Here is a 16,068-nt window from a genome sequence, read left to right as displayed (position 1 = left end):
TTTCTTCATTTTTTTAATGATCAAAAACAGTAAGATGTCGTCATAACAGTAGAAATCTGATAGAAGGTTCATTTTATGAATTTCGTAAAAAAAATGGCATATGCTGCAACAATTGGTGCAATGACACTGGCTCCAGTTGTGAGTACACAGTTATCTGCTGCACCAACAGCAGCATCTGCTCAGCAAGCAACCTCAAGTTTGGTGAAGCAGTTATCTGGCTTGCAACGTTTAACAGCAGATTTTGAACAAACTACAAAAGTTACGAACAGTAAGCCGAGCAAAAATAAAAGCTTAACTGCACAACATATGAATCAAACTTTCAAAGGTACAATGAAAGTAGAACGTCCTGGAAAGTTTTATTGGGAAACGACTAGCCCAGCGAAGCAGACCATTGTGACCACAGGTAAGCTTGTTTGGATTTATGATCCAGATTTACAACAAGCTGTTCGTCAGAGTTTAGATGATCAAATTGCCAATACACCAGCATTATTGTTATCAGGCAATACCAATCAGATCATGCAGTCTTATCGTGTGACGCAGCCTGACCGTACTAAACTTTATTACACTTTGTATCCAAAACAAGAGGACAGTGCTTTCCAAAGCATGACTATTAGCTTTGGTGCAAATAAAGCACCAAACCTTATGATTTTACAGGATTCTTTAGGTCAAACGACTTATGTTCGATTCAGCAATATTAAAGTCAATCCAAAGATCCCTGCATCAGTATTTAATTTTGCACCACCTAAAGGTACAGATATTATTGATCAGTAATCAGTTAAAAAAAAGCCGCATATTTGCGGCTTTTTCTTGTCTGAAAGATACATTTTTAAATTTTATATCCTCACAAGGCTTTGTATAGTGAAGAAAAACATCAGAGACTTGCATGACGATGAATACTTCACAATTATCAAAACTTATTCCAATTCTTATAGTTGTTGCTTTAGTCGGATGCCAACCTAAACAAGAATCATCCAAAGAAACTGCAAAATTAGACATACCATTAATCCAAGCAAAAGTAATTCCAATTAAGCTTCCCAAGCAAAAAGTTTGTTTGGAGGATGGTTGTACCAATTACGATTTGCAAACCGTCGAAACCAATCAAAAATGGATCGATGAATATTTTGTCAATCGTATGAAAAAAGCTGAGCCGAATGCTTTTGCTAATCTTCCTGATCAGAAAGTTAAAGTTCCTGCAGATGAACCTTCATTGAGTGAGAGTAGTACATACGTTCGTTTTATAGGACAAAATTATAATTTAGCGACATTTGCGATTCAGTCGTATTCATATTCTGCGGGCGCAGCACATGGTATGTCACATCAAGAGTTTGTGAATTTTGATCTTTCTAATAAAAAACATATCACCGTCAGTGAGTTGATTAAACCTGAGATGAATACCAAACTGCGTGATGAACTATATGCGTCTAATCAGAGCTGGTTAGAAGATCATAATATTAAAAAACAAGATTTACAGCTCAGTGACAATTATTACTATGGAGTGAATGGTATTGTTTTTGTCTATCCTTTATATGAGCTTGCATCTTATGCTGAAGGAATGAGTGAGTTAACGTTGCCCTATTATGCAGCGAAACAGTTTATTAAAGCTGAATATTTACCAAGTTTACCAAAAGAACCAAATTAATTGATTTTCAGCATCTCAACATGTGTAGGTGCTGAGTCTTTGTTGTCTATCGCTGTATTTTTTTGGGTTAAAGCCTTACACTATAGCCAGTTTTTTCTCTATTCATGATTGATTATGATTGACCCAAAATTACTCAGAAATAATATTGAAGCAGTGAATGCTGCTTTAGCAAAACGTGGTGTTCAGCTTAATGCGCAAGAATGGGCTGATTTAGAAGTTCGCCGTAAAGAATTGCAGTCAAAAGCTGAGAATTTACAAGCTGAACGCAATGCGGGTGCTAAACAAGTTGGTCAAATCAAAAAGTCTGGTGGAGATGCTTCCGAAATCATGGCACGTATGTCTGCCATTGGTGACGAAATCAAAGCTGCTGAAGTTGCTTTGGCAGAACTTCAAACTGAGTTAGAACAAAAATCACTGGCGATTCCAAACCTGCCAGATGAATCTGTACCTGAAGGTAAAGATGAAAGTGACAATTTAGAAATCTTGAAATGGGGTACACCACGCCAGTTTGATTTCGAAATTAAAGATCACACTGATCTCGGTGAATGGATGGGTGGTCTTGAATTTGAGACTGCAACAAAACTAACAGGTTCTCGCTTCAGCGTGTTGAAAGGTCCATTGGCTCGTTTGCAACGTGCTCTGACTCAATTCATGCTAGATACACATACGCTTAAAAATGGTTATACCGAAGCTTATGTACCTTACTTAGTAAATGCAGATACTTTACGTGGTACAGGACAATTACCTAAGTTTGAAGAGGATTTATTCAAGCTTCAAGGTGAAAAGGAATACTACCTGATTCCTACTGCCGAAGTGCCGATTACTAACTTTGTGCGCGATGAAATTATTGATGCAGATCGTTTACCGTTAAAATATGCTGCACATACACCATGTTTCCGTAGTGAGGCTGGTTCTTATGGTCGTGATACCCGTGGTTTAATTCGTCAGCATCAATTCGATAAGGTCGAAATGGTGCAAATCGTTAAGCCTGAGCACTCTATGCAGGCACTTGAAGAATTGACTGCACATGCAGAGGGCATTTTACAGGCACTTGGTTTGCCATACCGTAAGATTTTGCTCTGCGGTGGTGATATGGGCTTTGGCGCAACTAAGACTTATGACCTCGAAGTGTGGGTACCGAGCCAAAATACCTATCGTGAAATCTCTAGTTGTTCAAATATGGGTGATTTCCAAGCGCGTCGTATGAAAGCGCGTTATCGTGTAGATCAGAAGAAGATCGAATTGGTGCATACATTGAATGGTTCAGGTCTTGCGGTGGGTCGTACCTTGCTTGCGGTAATGGAAAATTATCAACGTGCTGATGGTTCAATCGAAATTCCAGAAGTTTTACGTCCATATATGGGCGGCGTAAGCTTCATTGATTAAAACATGCATCGATTTTGTGCATAGTTTTTGCTTTAGTTCAATCAGATAGAAAATATAGAAGAGGCTAGATGTGGAAATATTTCCAATCTCTTTAAAGTTGCAACAGCAACGTTGTCTGATTGTAGGCGGTGGGCGTATTGCCTATCGTAAAGCAAGTTTATTGGTCAAAGCAGGTGCAATCATTGATGTGGTTGCACCTGAGATTGAACCTGATTTAATGATTTTAGTTGAGAAATCAACGGGTCGGTATATCCAAGAAAGCTTCTCAGAATCTGTACTTGATACTCGCTATCGCTTAGTGATTGCTGCGACAGACCAAGCAGATGTAAATAAAGCCGTATTTGATCATTGTGAGCAGCGCAATATTTTAGTCAATAGTGTTGATGACATACCTAATTGCCGTTTCATGGTACCTGCAATCATTGATCGTTCACCTTTAGTGATTTCTGTTGCGTCTAATGGGGCATCGCCAGTATTGTCTCGACAATTGCGTACACAGATTGAAACTATTGTGCCGCACGGGATGGGTAAACTCGCTGAGTTTTCTGGACAATGGCGTAAGCAAGTTAAAGAAAAAATTTCTAACCCAGATGAGCGACGTATCTTTTGGGAAAATTTATATGCAAGTCCTCTAAAAGAACAAGTTTTTAATGACAATCTTGAGCTTGCAAACCAACTGATCCAGCAAGCTCTAACTGAATGGTCTGCACCTAAAGGTGAAGTATATCTCGTTGGTGCGGGACCGGGTGACCCAGAGTTATTGACATTAAAAGCGTTGCGTTTGATGCAACAAGCTGATGTTGTGATCTATGATCGTTTAGTTTCAGGTCCGATTTTAGATTTGTGTCGTCGTGATGCCGAAAAAATTTATGTGGGTAAAGCACGTTCAAATCACTCTGTTCCGCAAGAAGGCATTAATGCTTTGTTGGTTGAATATGCACAACAAGGTAAGCGTGTTTGCCGTTTAAAGGGCGGTGATCCATTCATTTTTGGGCGCGGTGGTGAAGAGATTCAAGAATTGGTTGAAGCCAATGTGACATTCCAAGTGGTGCCAGGGATTACTGCGGCTTCAGGTTGCTCCGCTTATGCAGGAATTCCGTTAACACATCGTGATTATGCGCAAAGTGTCCGGTTTCTAACAGGACATTTAAAAGAAGGTTCACCAGAGTTGCCTTGGAGTGAATTGGTATATGAAAACCAAACTTTAGTTCTGTACATGGGCTTGGTCGGATTAGAACGCATTTGTGAGCAACTGATTGCACATGGACAACGTCCAACGATGCCTGTTGCATTGATTTCTAAAGGTACAACGCCTGAACAAAAAGTTGTTGTTGGAACTTTGGCTGATATTGCAACAAAGGTATCTGAACATCATATCGTAGCACCGACTTTAACTATTATTGGTGAAGTTGTGAGCCTACGAGAACAGTTAAAATGGCAATAAATCTTTCCTAATCCCACTTTAGAAAGAGAGTGAGTTCCTCTCTTTTTTAAAGGGTGACTAGGAGGGATTATGAAAAGTAGAGAAAATTTGTGATTCATGTGGTCCTATACGAACCTGAGATTCCAGCAAATACAGGTAATATCATTCGTTTATGCGCTAATACAGGTGCTCAGCTACATTTAGTCAAACCTTTAGGTTTTGAGCTAGATGATAAAAAATTGAAGCGCGCAGGTTTGGACTATCATGAATGGGCAAGAATGTTGATATGGGACAATATTGAGTTGTGTCTTGCTGATCTCAAATCTAAAGGTGTTGAGCATGTCTTTCCACTTACGACCAAGGGCAGTGCGACACCACATACAGTTGATCTCAATCGTCCAGTTGCTTTATTGATGGGACCTGAAACTAGAGGTTTACCTGAGCATGTTCGAATGATGTTCCCACAAGAGCAGTGGATAAGATTACCAATGGCTGAAAACTCAAGAAGTTTAAATCTATCTAATGCAACTGCTGTTATTGTCTATGAAGCTTGGCGTCAACAAGGATTTAAAGCTTTAGTTTAATTTATTGCTCAAGTGCTAAAACGACTTAAAGTGATCTACTTTAAGTCGTTTTCTTGTTTAGGGCTTGAATCAAATTTTTGTTGAGCCGATATCACTTTTTCAATATTAGTTTCAGCCCAATCTTTTAACTGAAATGCCATTTTGGCAACTTCATATCCTAACGAGGTTAATGAATAATCAACACGTATTGGAGAGGTATTTTGGACTTGTCTTTGGATAAAACCATCTCGCTCCAGCATTTTTAGTTTTTGAGACAGTACTTTAGGTGAAATACCTTGAATATTTTTCTTTAAAAGATTGAAGTGCTGAGTTTCGTCTGCGAGGATATTGATAATCAGTAAAACCCATTTGTCAGCAATTTTTTCAAAAAATAACCGAGCAGGGCAATGTTGTTGATAAATATTATATTTTAATGCGGTATTCATCTTTTTAACCCAGTATTTAATGCGAATAGCAACATAGTTACCAATTGGTAACTAATTGACACCTAGTTTCTAAAATATATCATTAAATCGAACTTTTTTGAAATTATAAGGATTCTCGCATGTCAAACATTGCTGTGGTTTATTATTCTGGTTATGGACATACGAAAGTTGTTGCTGAAACATTTGCTCAAAGCATACAAGCAGATTTAATCGAAATTGATCAAAATGGTGATATTTCAGAACAAGATTGGCAGCTGCTAAATCAAGCACAGGGGATCGTTTTTGGTACACCAACATATATGGGAGCAGCGCCTTGGCAATTTAAGAAATTCGCTGATGCATCTTCGAAAATCTGGTTTACACAGGGCTGGAAAGATAAAGTTTTTGCAGGTTTTACCAATAGTGCAAGTTTAAATGGTGATAAACAAGTTACCTTAATCCATTTACAAACTTTAGCCTCTCAACATGGTGGAATTTGGGTAAGTTTAGGTTTATTACAAGCAAATACTAAAACAGCAACCCGTGAGGATGTGAACAATTTAGGTGGTTCTGTTGGTTTATTAGTACAAACTCCATCAGATGCAAGTGTTGATGAAATTCCTTCAGGTGATTTGGAAACAGCAAAGCTTTATGCAAAACGAGTTAAAAATATTGTTGAAAAAATTCATGCATCTTAAAGGATAATAATAAAAAAAAGGCGCATGAAGCGCCTTTTTTATGATGTTGATTAAAGTTTATCATCAAACTCATTATGCTGAGGTGCAGAATATTTGAAGCCTTTAGTTTTATAACCAAGGTATAACACACCAAACATAGCCCACCACAAGCCATATTTTAGTGAGGTATCTTCAATTTCTAACCACAATGCAAAGATACTGATGAATCCCATTAAAGGAATCACAACGAAGTTTAAAATATCTTTAAGACTTTTAGTTCGTCCATCACGTAATGCATAACGAGAAATAACCGATAAATTGACAAACGTGAATGCAGTTAAAGCACCAAAGCTGATCAATGAAATAACGGTATCAAGGTTCATAAATCCAGCACATAGCGCGACTGCACCTACGATCATGATGTTGTATGACGGTGTAAAGTTCTTTGGACTAATATGACCAAAGATTTTTTTATTAATCACGCCATCACGACCCATTACATACATCAAGCGCGATACCCCTGCATGTGCAGAAATACCAGATGCCATCACTGTCACGATTGCAAAAGCAAGAACATAAGACTGGAATAATGAGCCACCAACTAAGAGCAAAATGTCAGGCTGTGTTGCTGCGACATCTTGGAAGTAAGTTTTAGGATCATTTGGAAAGTAAATTTGCATGAAATATGTGCTGATGATAAACACTATCCCTGCAAATAGAGCAGTCAAGAAAATAGCTTTTGGAAGCGTTTTTTCGGTATCTTTGGTTTCTTCTGCAAGTGAACTTAAAGAGTCAAACCCTGTAAACGAGAAACAAAGTAAGGTTGCACCAGTAATTAATGCGCCAACTGAGGTTAACTCGTTCCAAAATGGTTCAAGACTCCAAAGCTGATAGCGAGTTTCTGCTGTTATTGGTCCTTCTGCGTTAAGTCCCATTTGTAATTTGCTATAAACTAAATAGGTAAATACAGCAATTACAATCAGCTGGACTAAAACAATCATGCTGTTGAAATTAGCAACAAACTTGGCGCCACGTAAGTTTACGCCAGTCATGAACGCAGTCAAAACAATAACCCAAACCCAATGATTTACACTTGGAAATAATGCTTCAAGATAAATCACTGCAAGGATGATATTGACCATTGGTGAGAGTAAATAATCTAACCAAGATGACCAACCTACCATAAAACCAACATTGGGATGAATGGATTTTTGCGCGTAGGTATATGCCGAACCAGACGATGGATAGCGGCGAATCATGTGGCCATAGCTCAAAGATGTGAACAAAATTGCAATTAAGGCCACTATGTATGAGGTAGGAACATGATGATGACTTTCTTCTGATACTAGACCAAAAGTGTCAAACAAAGTCATAGGTTGAATATAAGCTAAACCAATAATGATAATGTGCCAGAGACCTAGCGTTTTTTGCAGTTTAGCTGCCGATTGAGTCCCAGAGATATTTGTCAACGGCGTTATCCTCATAATCGTTGATCAAGGATCAGCTATGGTTTAAGGATCATTTGAGACGAAATGATCCCCCCTACAGAAAAAAGAAGTCCGCCAATCTATCCTAAATTGGTATTCATTGTCAGTACTTTTATGCTTTTTTTAGCAATTTTTTTGCCAATTGTGGAGAAAAAAAGATGAATAAAAGTTCACCTAAATTTTAAAAGCCCCGATCACTTTATATGATCAGGGCTATTTCTGCATGATTTATGATTTAAATCAATTGATTACCAAGCTTTCTGCAAGATGGCTCGTAGATCTTTTAAGCTTGCTTCTTTTGGATTGAAAATGATTGAACCATCATTCAACGCTTTTTCTGCAACATCATCAAGTTGAGCTTCAGTGACTTTACCAGTTTCACGCAAATTGCGAGGTAACTTAGTTAAGCTGAATAAACGATCACGCATCGTTAGGATTGTAGCAATCGCTTTATCTGCACGTTGATTTGCAGGGGTTTGAGCATAAATGTCAGCGCCTGCTAATGGAAGCAATAATTCACCAATCTTATTGCCATTTACTTCTTTATTGTATTCAAGCACATATGGCAAGAACAAGTTCATACATAGACCGTGAGGCAGATGAGCTACTGCACCTAAAGCATGACCTAAAGAGTGAACTAAACCAACCATTGAGTTCGAGAACGCAATACCAGCCATTGTTGATGCTTGTGCAAGCTCTAAACGACCTTGTGGTTCACTAGGATTATCTAGAACTTTAAACAAGTTTTCGCTGATTTTTTTGATAGCAGCACTTGCATAAGCATCACTTAAAGGGTTAGCAGCCAAGCACGTATAGGCTTCAACAGCATGTGTCATCGCATCCATTGCAGTCATAGCTGTAAGATGCGGTGGTAAGGTTTGAGTCATACGTGGATCAAGGATCGCAGCATGCGGCATTAGATAATATGACGTAAATGGGATTTTTACGTTCTTTTCTAAGTCAGAAACAACAGCAACCATTGTTACTTCTGAACCCGTGCCAGATGTCGTTGGAATCACGAAGAACGGTTTCAATGGTTTTGATAGGTTATGTGCACCTGAGTACTGTAGTAAATCATTACCACCCTCAGATACCAGAATGTTAGTTGCTTTAGAGGTATCAATAACTGAACCACCACCAATTGCAATAATCGCATCACATTTTTGTTTGCGATAAAGTTCTGCTGCTAAACGAACAACTTCTAAGCTTGAATCTGGTGGTACATCATCAAAAATTGCACCAATAACAGCATCAGTCGTACTGAAAGCAGCTTCAATTGGATTCAATAAGCCATTTGCGCGAACACCCTTGTCAGTAATGATCATTGGGCGTTTTGCACCTAAAGTTGCAAGTTCAAAAGGGATATGCTCTAACGCGGCATTACCAGCAATTACTTTTACAGGGCAGAAAAATTCGTAATAAGGCTTAGCCATGTTAAGCACTCCGTTGGAAATATGATTTAGCGACTTTAAGGTAAATATTTTTAGCACCCGTGAATTTTTCTTTTAATGTCAATTCGGCTGGGTAGCGTTTTACTGCGAGTGAAGCAATTAACTTAGGTAAGATCAGTGCTTCCATTTTATTTAAGCAACGGACAAGGCGAATCGCACTTGATACATCACCATCCGCAATCATTCGGTCATTTGCGAAGGCTTGAGCTGTGCTTTCTTGGAAAGAAAAAACTAAGAAGGCATGAGTCAGATGCTTAAATGTAATGGTTAAATCAGGCTTACCTTTATAATTTGGTAATAGCTCTAATTGTTTTTCTTCTGTTACCCGAGCGATAAATGCAGGACCATTAGGAAAAACATTCATCGAGAGTATAAAGCCCACAGGAAATTTAGAAACTTCCTCTTGAACTTCACTGTCCACTTGGCTTGCCATTACTAAACCACGACCAACAACGTCCATCATGAGTTTTACGTAGGCAAATTGCAAAGTGGGCTTCACTGCTTTGGTCGAAATCACTTGCGTATCCCTTGTTAAAATTATGCAAAAGCAAATTTAGAGTATTTACTCTAATTTATTTCTCTAGATTTTAAAAGTAATTTATTCAGATTTGACTTCAAGGTCATTAAACAAATCTGCATTTTTAAAATATTCAACGAAATCATTACAGAGCTGCTCGAAATTTGGATAATCTTCAAGCAAGTCTTGTAAGCGTACCATTTCTAAACCTGCGTATCCACAAGGATTAATGGTTTGAAAACCACTTAGGTCACAATCTATATTTAGCGCAAGCCCGTGATAACTCCTTCCTTTTCTAATTTTAAAACCTAAAGACCCAATCTTACGTCCATCAACATAGACTCCTGGGGCATCTGGTTTGGCATAAGCATTGATATCGTATTTCTTGAGTAAATCGATCATCACTTGTTCAGCGAAGCTAACTAACGTTCTGACATGCCATTTCAAACGATTAAGATCAAAAAGGAAGTAGGCAACCAATTGTCCTTTACCATGCCACGTCACTTGACCACCACGATCTGTATGCACAACAGGAAGTTGAGTATGCATGAGAATATGTTCTGGTTTACCTGCTTGTCCTTGAGTTAGAACATCTTGATGTTGGAGTAGCCAAAGCTCATCAGGTGTTGTTTCATCACGATGAGTTGTAAAATCTTTCATCGCTTCAAATCGTGTCGTGTAATCTTGTAGATCCTGAAAACATCGAATGATTAAGGATGGTTTATCAAGGTTCGTCACAATAAACTTCCTTTGATTGAATAAATACTTTTTTGCGGAAAATCTGCTCTAACTGATCGTTTGTCGTTTTATGTGGATTTGCACAATTCGACCATTCACGAATGAGTTGAATCTGGGCATATTGAACTGCATTTTTGCTTTTTAATTTAATATCAAAATCTTGGCTGCGTTTCATGAGAAATTGTGGATCATTACCTAATTTTAACTCTAATTGATTTTCACGTTGCAGAGAAAGTTTGGCATTGTTAATCAGTGATAGCTTATCTTGTGCATTTAAAGCCTTGGCTTGGTTTAAACATTGTGGTGCAAAAGTCGAAGTGAGTAACTTCGTAGGCTTTGTAAATGCGAGAGCTGTCAAATAATTATGTTGGTATTCCTGATCTAGACTTTGAATAAGCTCTTTTTTGAGTTGCTGAAATTCTTTAATAGGCAAGGGGTGTAGATTATTTAATGCTTTCTTCTGTACTTTGTATTCTTCTTGAATTGCAATTAAATTGATCTTAGCAATGTCATCTGGGTGGAAGGCATAAGATTTACTATTTAATTGTGTCGAATGACGCGATTGCATCATTTTAATCGTGTCATTTAATTGTTTAACTGTGAATTTATTGGTGTCATAAACTCCTTTATATTCACATAGCTCATTTTGCCAAGAAAAAGTTGCTGTTTTCGCATCACTGATAGATGGGATAAATACCGTAAATAATGATAGTAAAATTCGTTGCGTTTTCATCAGCTATTTCGCAATCATAAATCGAAAAAAGAAAGAATAATATAGAAGTGTTATGAATGGTTTAACTGATCAGAGATTTTATTTGCATACATAAAAAATCCAAAACACTTTCGTATTTTGGATTCCTTGATTATAGCGCTGTCTTAATTAATGGACAGGCAGCAAGATCAGCATATAGTGCATGAACTTGTTCTAATTCTTCAAAGCGTAATTGCGCAGTTAAAGAATGATATTTACCTGTGCGAGAAGCTTGAACAGTAACTGTTTCACCATCAAACTCAGGGAAGTGCTTCTGCAAAATATCAACAACAGCCACTCGAAGTTCATCCCCTGCATTACCAATCAATTTGATTGGATAGTCCATTGGGAAAACCCAAAGATGTTCTTGCAATTCACGAGAAGGAGTGCGGTCTAACATGAGCAACCTCTTAATTTGAAACGCCTGCATCAGTGCAGGCGCTTATGATCTAATACAATAATGGGGACAAAGCACTAGACTTCAACCCCTAAATCAAAGCCTACAGAATGCACTGTTAGAGCTTTGATTTTTGAGTAAAACACACTCAATATTAGTCGTTTTCCAGAAATGAACGTAAGTGTTCAGAACGAGAAGGGTGGCGAAGTTTACGTAACGCTTTCGCTTCAATCTGACGGATACGCTCACGCGTTACATCAAACTGCTTACCTACTTCTTCTAAAGTATGGTCAGTTGGCATATCGATACCAAAACGCATCTTCAAAACTTTTGCTTCACGTTCAGTTAAGTTTTCAAGTACTTCACGAGTCGCTTCTTTTAAGCCTTCAGAGGTCGCAGCATCCACTGGTGAAGTGATGTTTGAATCCTCGATGAAGTCACCAAGATGCGAATCTTCATCATCACCGATTGGTGTTTCCATCGAAATCGGTTCTTTGGCGATTTTAAGTACTTTACGAACTTTAACTTCGTCCATTTCTAAACGTTCGCCTAATTCTTCAGGTGTTGGTTCGCGACCCATTTCTTGAAGAAGTTGACGAGATACACGGTTGATCTTGTTGATCGTCTCAATCATGTGTACTGGGATACGAATAGTACGGGCTTGATCGGCAATAGAGCGAGTAATTGCCTGACGAATCCACCACGTAGCGTAAGTCGAGAATTTATAACCACGACGGTATTCAAACTTATCTACGGCTTTCATCAAACCGATGTTACCTTCTTGAATAAGATCAAGGAATTGTAAGCCACGGTTCGTGTATTTTTTCGCAATCGAAATTACCAAACGTAAGTTGGCTTCAACCATTTCTTTTTTAGCACGACGGGCTTTTGCTTCACCTACGGCCATACGTTTAGAAATATCTTTAATTTCTTTAACGTTTAGATCTAGTTCTTTTTCGATGTCAGCAATCTTTTGTTGGAATGCAAGTACATCTGGGCGAACTTTTTCAAGGTGTGGTTTGATTTCAACAGGTGCCTTAGCAATCTGTTCATCTAACCAAGCCGGATTTGATTCTTGCTCTGGGAACGTTGTACGGAACTGATTGCGATCCATACGACCACGACGTACAGCATAACGCATGATCTCACGTTCATTTGCACGAATTTGATCATGTGTGCCACGAATCATTTCTGAAATAATGTCAAATAAACGTGGAGTAAATTTGAACATCATGAACACAGCTGCTAGAGATTCAAGCGCTGCTTTCGCTTCTTCACTGCTACGACCGTGTTTTTCAATAATCGCTTTTGTGTCATTCCAAGCAGATTCTAATTCTGTAAAACGAACTTTTGCGACTTCTGGATCAGGACCTGAATCACCTTCAGAATCATCATCACCTTCAGACTCTTCATCTTCATCATCATCGTCGAGTTTTACATCTTTTGCTGGTGCTGCTGGAGTTTCAGCATCCTCAAGCACAGCTTCTTCTTCCAGTACTTCTGGAATATCATCATCTGTTTCTGGATCTAAATAGCCAGAAAGAATATCGGCAAGACGACGCTCGCCAGTTAAAAAATCATTATATTCTTGTAAAACGACTTCAACAGCATTTGGCCAGTAAGCGATCGAGTGTAGAACATCACGGATACCTTCTTCGATACGTTTTGCAATACTGATTTCGCCTTCGCGAGTAAGAAGTTCAACTGTACCCATTTCGCGCATATACATACGAACAGGGTCAGTCGTACGACCAGGCTCACTTTCAACTGAAGCCAATACTGCAGCAGCTTCTTCTTCTGCAACTTCATCAGCAGCCTCAGTCGATTCGCCAAACATCGCATCGTCAGTTTCTGGCGCACGTTCATGCACAGGAATACCAACGTCTTGAAGCATCTGAATGATGTCTTCAATCTGTTCGCTTTCTGTAATCGAGTCCGGGAGATGATCGTTAACCTCAGCGTAAGTTAAGTAACCTTGTTCTTTGCCTCGGCTAATCAGAGCCGCTACTTGAGAAGTAGGGGAATGCATATCGCTCATCTTTGCTTACTCTTTGTTGAATCTGTGGCGGTGAAAAACCGTGCATGATAGCACAATTCACGTCGAATGTTTTGGATTTGATCCGTTTGTCTTAAATAAAAAAATAGGTTTGATTTCACGGTAGTTTGTTGGATATGGGGTTGAGTATTATTTTTTCAAGCAGCAAGTCCATTGAAAGTGATTATATTTCATTGTTGTTGCCCTCCATCTATAAATACACAAAAAAAGCGCTGAAAAAAAGTACAAATCACCGATTTATAGCGAAAAAATTAAATAAAACTTGACAAGGTATTTGAAGAAAGATAAATAGCGGCTAGACCCATTTATATTTTTCATTGTTAGAGGTAGTGTTAGTGTCTTCTACAGATTTTGAATTAGATGATGATAACTACGGCGATGATGATGTTGGTTTTGATGAGTCATCAGGAAAAATCAGCGCCAAAGAATCATTAGAAAAGCGCCGTTTGATTGATGATCTATTGGCTCAACGTCGTTTAGAACGAGAATTAAAAGATTTTGATTATGATTTCGACGACGATGATCTCGACGACGAAGACTGAGCAAAATTTCTGAGACTTTAAGTCTTAAAATGTTATGCTGTTGACGAAATATTTTTAAAATTTGGATAAAGAATGAGTACGTTAGATTTAGACTTATTGAGTAATTATCTTGACGGTGATCAAAACGAATACGGTCTGGATTTTGCAGCGACTCATGGTTTTCTGTGTGCAATAGCCGTAGGTCCAAAGTTTGATCGTTGGTTAGAAGAACTTTTTGATAATAATCAAAAGAAAGTTCCTAGCGAAATCGTTGAACAAGTTAAGTTATGGTTAGAGTCTCTAAGACAAGACTTGGCAAACGAAAACGGAATCGAATTTCCTTTTGAAATCGAAGAAGCAGACGTTGAATCAAGTTTGGGTGATTGGAGTGTAGGTTTCGTTGATGCAATGTTCTTGAACGAGGATGCTTGGTTTACACCTGAGTTTGAAGAGCAACTTGTAGATTTAACTTTACCAATCATGGTCTTCAGCGGTATTGATGAAGAAGATCCTCAGATGGAGTCTTTCCGTCGTAATGGTCAATTGATGGATGAGTTAGCAGAAGAAATTCCAGATAATCTGAACGAAATCTATCTCATGTATCATACTCCAGCATAATATGTTGTATTTATCAGCTTATTAAGTTGATGAAATTTGATATAAAAAACGTCCAATAATGGGCGTTTTTTATATCTTTAAATTTATATTTTGATCGATTAGATTGAATGTTTTATATTTGAGAAAAGATTAAACTGACACCTAATAAGCCCAGCAACTAATTAATTCTTGGTTCTAAACATCTCAATTAAGATGTTTTTTATTCTCAAGTCCTTTTAGGCATTGCTTTGCATACCAGCCATAGCTGAGATGAAAAATAAAATATTCAACTAATATTAAAAATATAGTCACCAAAATCCATAGCCATATAGGAATGTGTTTAATAATCTCAATAGATGTTTGAATAGGTGCAATAAAAAATAATGCAATCACGACGAGGATTGTACTGATAATTAAGTTACTCGCAATTGATCCTAAAATTAGATGCTTACGTTCTTGAGGATTAGGGACTCTTTGTTCGCGTTTTACAAAAATCCATGACGTAAAAAATCCTGCTGCAATTAAGGTCGGCACAGTAGTAGAACTTGATAGATCTATAAAGTAGACCAATAATCCAAAAATAAGTAGCGTGAGTGTATAAATACCTGTAAATATCCATAGATAATATTTCATTATGATTTCCCTTTATGATTTGATTTTGGGTCTATAAGTAATTCAAATCTATATGTTAATTTTATTTTTTAAATAACTTGAACGTGAATTATAAATAATAAGTAATTAAAACCACAGCTTTTACTGTGGTTTTAATAAGTTGATATGTATTTAGTAAGGCTTTAATAGCCAAATCTTTTCTTCAGCATCAACCTTTCCTTTGAGTAATTCTGTTTGACTATCAAGTAATTGCAGTTGGTACTGCTTGGAATAATAGTCTTTAAGCTGTTGAGGGGAAATAGAGAAAGGAGGACCCGCCATCACGCTTTGATCATATTCAAAACTAATGAGTAATTGAGTTGCCTGATTGCTAATTTGCATCAAATGTTGTGCATAATCGGTTCGCATTTCTTCAGGTAAAGCGACTAAAGCAGCTCGATCATAAATCGCATCAATTTTACCAATATTGCTTGAAGTCAATTCAAAAAAATCACCAACAAATAGATCAATTTGCGGATGATGATAATGAGTTAATTTCTCTAGTTTTCTTTCAGTAAATGGAATAGCAAGTTCGGCCATTAATTCTTCGATTGCAATCGGACTAAGATCAATTCCAATCAGATGATAACCTTGTGCTAACAACCAATGGATATCTAAGCTTTTCCCACACAATGGAAGGAAAATACGATTGTTTTTCTCTAGATTTAAGGAGTCAATATATTTAACTAATAGTGAATGTGGTTGATTGAGATGAAACCCAATTTCATTTTTTTGCCATTTGTCATGCCAAAATTCATGTTTCATAATTTGTCTCGGCTTTGTTGCACA

18 protein-coding genes are annotated in these 16,068 nt (G+C 37.7%); 8 read left to right on the top strand and 10 right to left on the bottom strand.

Translation table 11 applies throughout. The features are described from left to right. Nucleotides 1–75: 75 nt before the first annotated feature. From lolA to Q9Q86_RS08810, 5 genes are all read left to right on the top strand, one after another. On the top strand, nt 76–771 hold the full coding sequence (lolA, locus tag Q9Q86_RS08830; RefSeq protein ID WP_004908434.1) for an outer membrane lipoprotein chaperone LolA: 696 nt from the start codon (nt 76–78) through the stop codon (nt 769–771). A gap of 112 nt (nt 772–883) precedes the next feature. Beyond that, nucleotides 884–1,639 (top strand): RsiV family protein, encoded by a 756-nt coding sequence (locus tag Q9Q86_RS08825; RefSeq protein ID WP_112986710.1) that lies wholly within the window; start codon nt 884–886, stop codon nt 1,637–1,639. A 114-nt stretch (nt 1,640–1,753) separates the two neighbouring features. Continuing rightward, nucleotides 1,754–3,025, top strand: a complete 1,272-nt coding sequence (gene serS / locus Q9Q86_RS08820; RefSeq protein ID WP_004908431.1) for a serine--tRNA ligase — start codon at nt 1,754–1,756, stop codon at nt 3,023–3,025. Between the two features lie 70 nt (nt 3,026–3,095). Further along, on the top strand, nt 3,096–4,469 hold the full coding sequence (cysG, locus tag Q9Q86_RS08815) for a siroheme synthase CysG (RefSeq protein WP_112986709.1): 1,374 nt from the start codon (nt 3,096–3,098) through the stop codon (nt 4,467–4,469). A gap of 89 nt (nt 4,470–4,558) precedes the next feature. Next, the gene (locus Q9Q86_RS08810; RefSeq protein WP_004908427.1) at nt 4,559–5,032 is read left to right on the top strand and encodes a tRNA (cytidine(34)-2'-O)-methyltransferase; all 474 of its coding nucleotides are present in this window, start codon (nt 4,559–4,561) and stop codon (nt 5,030–5,032) included. A 35-nt stretch (nt 5,033–5,067) separates the two neighbouring features. Here the strand turns inward: Q9Q86_RS08810 and Q9Q86_RS08805 are convergent, their stop codons facing one another. After that, nucleotides 5,068–5,457: a helix-turn-helix domain-containing protein gene (locus Q9Q86_RS08805; protein WP_112986708.1), complete on the bottom strand. Its 390-nt coding sequence runs from the start codon at nt 5,455–5,457 to the stop codon at nt 5,068–5,070. A 119-nt stretch (nt 5,458–5,576) separates the two neighbouring features. On the opposite strand from Q9Q86_RS08805, the gene Q9Q86_RS08800 reads away from it, so the two are divergent. Beyond that, nucleotides 5,577–6,134 (top strand): flavodoxin family protein, encoded by a 558-nt coding sequence (locus Q9Q86_RS08800; protein WP_112986707.1) that lies wholly within the window; start codon nt 5,577–5,579, stop codon nt 6,132–6,134. A gap of 50 nt (nt 6,135–6,184) precedes the next feature. Here the strand turns inward: Q9Q86_RS08800 and Q9Q86_RS08795 are convergent, their stop codons facing one another. From Q9Q86_RS08795 to rpoD, 7 genes are all read right to left on the bottom strand, one after another. Further along, complete coding sequence (locus tag Q9Q86_RS08795) at nt 6,185–7,597, bottom strand: APC family permease (protein ID WP_171053761.1); 1,413 nt, start codon at nt 7,595–7,597, stop codon at nt 6,185–6,187. A gap of 251 nt (nt 7,598–7,848) precedes the next feature. After that, the gene (locus tag Q9Q86_RS08790; protein ID WP_004908412.1) at nt 7,849–9,033 is read right to left on the bottom strand and encodes an iron-containing alcohol dehydrogenase; all 1,185 of its coding nucleotides are present in this window, start codon (nt 9,031–9,033) and stop codon (nt 7,849–7,851) included. 1 nt (nt 9,034) lies between these two features. Beyond that, nucleotides 9,035–9,568: a hypothetical protein gene (locus Q9Q86_RS08785; RefSeq protein WP_004908410.1), complete on the bottom strand. Its 534-nt coding sequence runs from the start codon at nt 9,566–9,568 to the stop codon at nt 9,035–9,037. Between the two features lie 81 nt (nt 9,569–9,649). Beyond that, nucleotides 9,650–10,306 (bottom strand): lipoyl(octanoyl) transferase LipB, encoded by a 657-nt coding sequence (gene lipB / locus Q9Q86_RS08780; protein WP_112986706.1) that lies wholly within the window; start codon nt 10,304–10,306, stop codon nt 9,650–9,652. Beyond that, nucleotides 10,293–11,039: a hypothetical protein gene (locus tag Q9Q86_RS08775; RefSeq protein WP_112986705.1), complete on the bottom strand. Its 747-nt coding sequence runs from the start codon at nt 11,037–11,039 to the stop codon at nt 10,293–10,295. The genes lipB and Q9Q86_RS08775 overlap by 14 nt, the downstream gene beginning before the upstream one ends. Nucleotides 11,040–11,169: 130 nt before the next feature. Then, complete coding sequence (locus Q9Q86_RS08770) at nt 11,170–11,457, bottom strand: YbeD family protein (RefSeq protein WP_004950773.1); 288 nt, start codon at nt 11,455–11,457, stop codon at nt 11,170–11,172. 151 nt (nt 11,458–11,608) lie between these two features. Then, nucleotides 11,609–13,492 (bottom strand): RNA polymerase sigma factor RpoD, encoded by a 1,884-nt coding sequence (rpoD, locus tag Q9Q86_RS08765; RefSeq protein WP_112986704.1) that lies wholly within the window; start codon nt 13,490–13,492, stop codon nt 11,609–11,611. 353 nt (nt 13,493–13,845) lie between these two features. Between rpoD and Q9Q86_RS08760 the strand changes: the two genes are divergently transcribed. Next, the gene (locus tag Q9Q86_RS08760) at nt 13,846–14,052 is read left to right on the top strand and encodes a PA3496 family putative envelope integrity protein (protein ID WP_004908399.1); all 207 of its coding nucleotides are present in this window, start codon (nt 13,846–13,848) and stop codon (nt 14,050–14,052) included. Between the two features lie 72 nt (nt 14,053–14,124). Then, complete coding sequence (locus Q9Q86_RS08755; protein ID WP_004908396.1) at nt 14,125–14,649, top strand: YecA family protein; 525 nt, start codon at nt 14,125–14,127, stop codon at nt 14,647–14,649. 183 nt (nt 14,650–14,832) lie between these two features. Here the strand turns inward: Q9Q86_RS08755 and Q9Q86_RS08750 are convergent, their stop codons facing one another. Both Q9Q86_RS08750 and tmpT read right to left on the bottom strand, forming a co-directional pair. Next, complete coding sequence (locus tag Q9Q86_RS08750) at nt 14,833–15,261, bottom strand: ABZJ_00895 family protein (RefSeq protein WP_112986703.1); 429 nt, start codon at nt 15,259–15,261, stop codon at nt 14,833–14,835. A 150-nt stretch (nt 15,262–15,411) separates the two neighbouring features. Continuing rightward, nucleotides 15,412–16,044, bottom strand: a complete 633-nt coding sequence (tmpT, locus tag Q9Q86_RS08745) for a thiopurine S-methyltransferase (RefSeq protein WP_005402197.1) — start codon at nt 16,042–16,044, stop codon at nt 15,412–15,414. Nucleotides 16,045–16,068: the final 24 nt, after the last annotated feature.

This window comes from Acinetobacter sp. A22, from assembly GCF_030913345.1.
Classification (GTDB): Bacteria; Pseudomonadota; Gammaproteobacteria; order Pseudomonadales; family Moraxellaceae; genus Acinetobacter; species Acinetobacter junii.
Note: the sequence above shows the minus strand (reverse complement) of the source record. Positions and strands in the feature narration are given on the sequence as shown.

What these genes read in the sequence shown, in the direction of transcription:
- Q9Q86_RS08775 (WP_112986705.1), bottom strand. Translation starts at nt 11,039, where the DNA reads ATGAAAACGCAACGAATTTTACTATCATTATTTACGGTATTTATCCCA.
- rpoD (WP_112986704.1), bottom strand. Translation starts at nt 13,492, where the DNA reads ATGAGCGATATGCATTCCCCTACTTCTCAAGTAGCGGCTCTGATTAGC.
- Q9Q86_RS08790 (WP_004908412.1), bottom strand. Translation starts at nt 9,033, where the DNA reads ATGGCTAAGCCTTATTACGAATTTTTCTGCCCTGTAAAAGTAATTGCT.
- lolA (WP_004908434.1), top strand. Translation starts at nt 76, where the DNA reads ATGAATTTCGTAAAAAAAATGGCATATGCTGCAACAATTGGTGCAATG.
- serS (WP_004908431.1), top strand. Translation starts at nt 1,754, where the DNA reads ATGATTGACCCAAAATTACTCAGAAATAATATTGAAGCAGTGAATGCT.
- tmpT (WP_005402197.1), bottom strand. Translation starts at nt 16,044, where the DNA reads ATGAAACATGAATTTTGGCATGACAAATGGCAAAAAAATGAAATTGGG.
- Q9Q86_RS08800 (WP_112986707.1), top strand. Translation starts at nt 5,577, where the DNA reads ATGTCAAACATTGCTGTGGTTTATTATTCTGGTTATGGACATACGAAA.
- Q9Q86_RS08750 (WP_112986703.1), bottom strand. Translation starts at nt 15,261, where the DNA reads ATGAAATATTATCTATGGATATTTACAGGTATTTATACACTCACGCTA.
- Q9Q86_RS08805 (WP_112986708.1), bottom strand. Translation starts at nt 5,457, where the DNA reads ATGAATACCGCATTAAAATATAATATTTATCAACAACATTGCCCTGCT.
- Q9Q86_RS08825 (WP_112986710.1), top strand. Translation starts at nt 884, where the DNA reads ATGACGATGAATACTTCACAATTATCAAAACTTATTCCAATTCTTATA.
- Q9Q86_RS08755 (WP_004908396.1), top strand. Translation starts at nt 14,125, where the DNA reads ATGAGTACGTTAGATTTAGACTTATTGAGTAATTATCTTGACGGTGAT.
- Q9Q86_RS08770 (WP_004950773.1), bottom strand. Translation starts at nt 11,457, where the DNA reads ATGTTAGACCGCACTCCTTCTCGTGAATTGCAAGAACATCTTTGGGTT.
- Q9Q86_RS08795 (WP_171053761.1), bottom strand. Translation starts at nt 7,597, where the DNA reads ATGAGGATAACGCCGTTGACAAATATCTCTGGGACTCAATCGGCAGCT.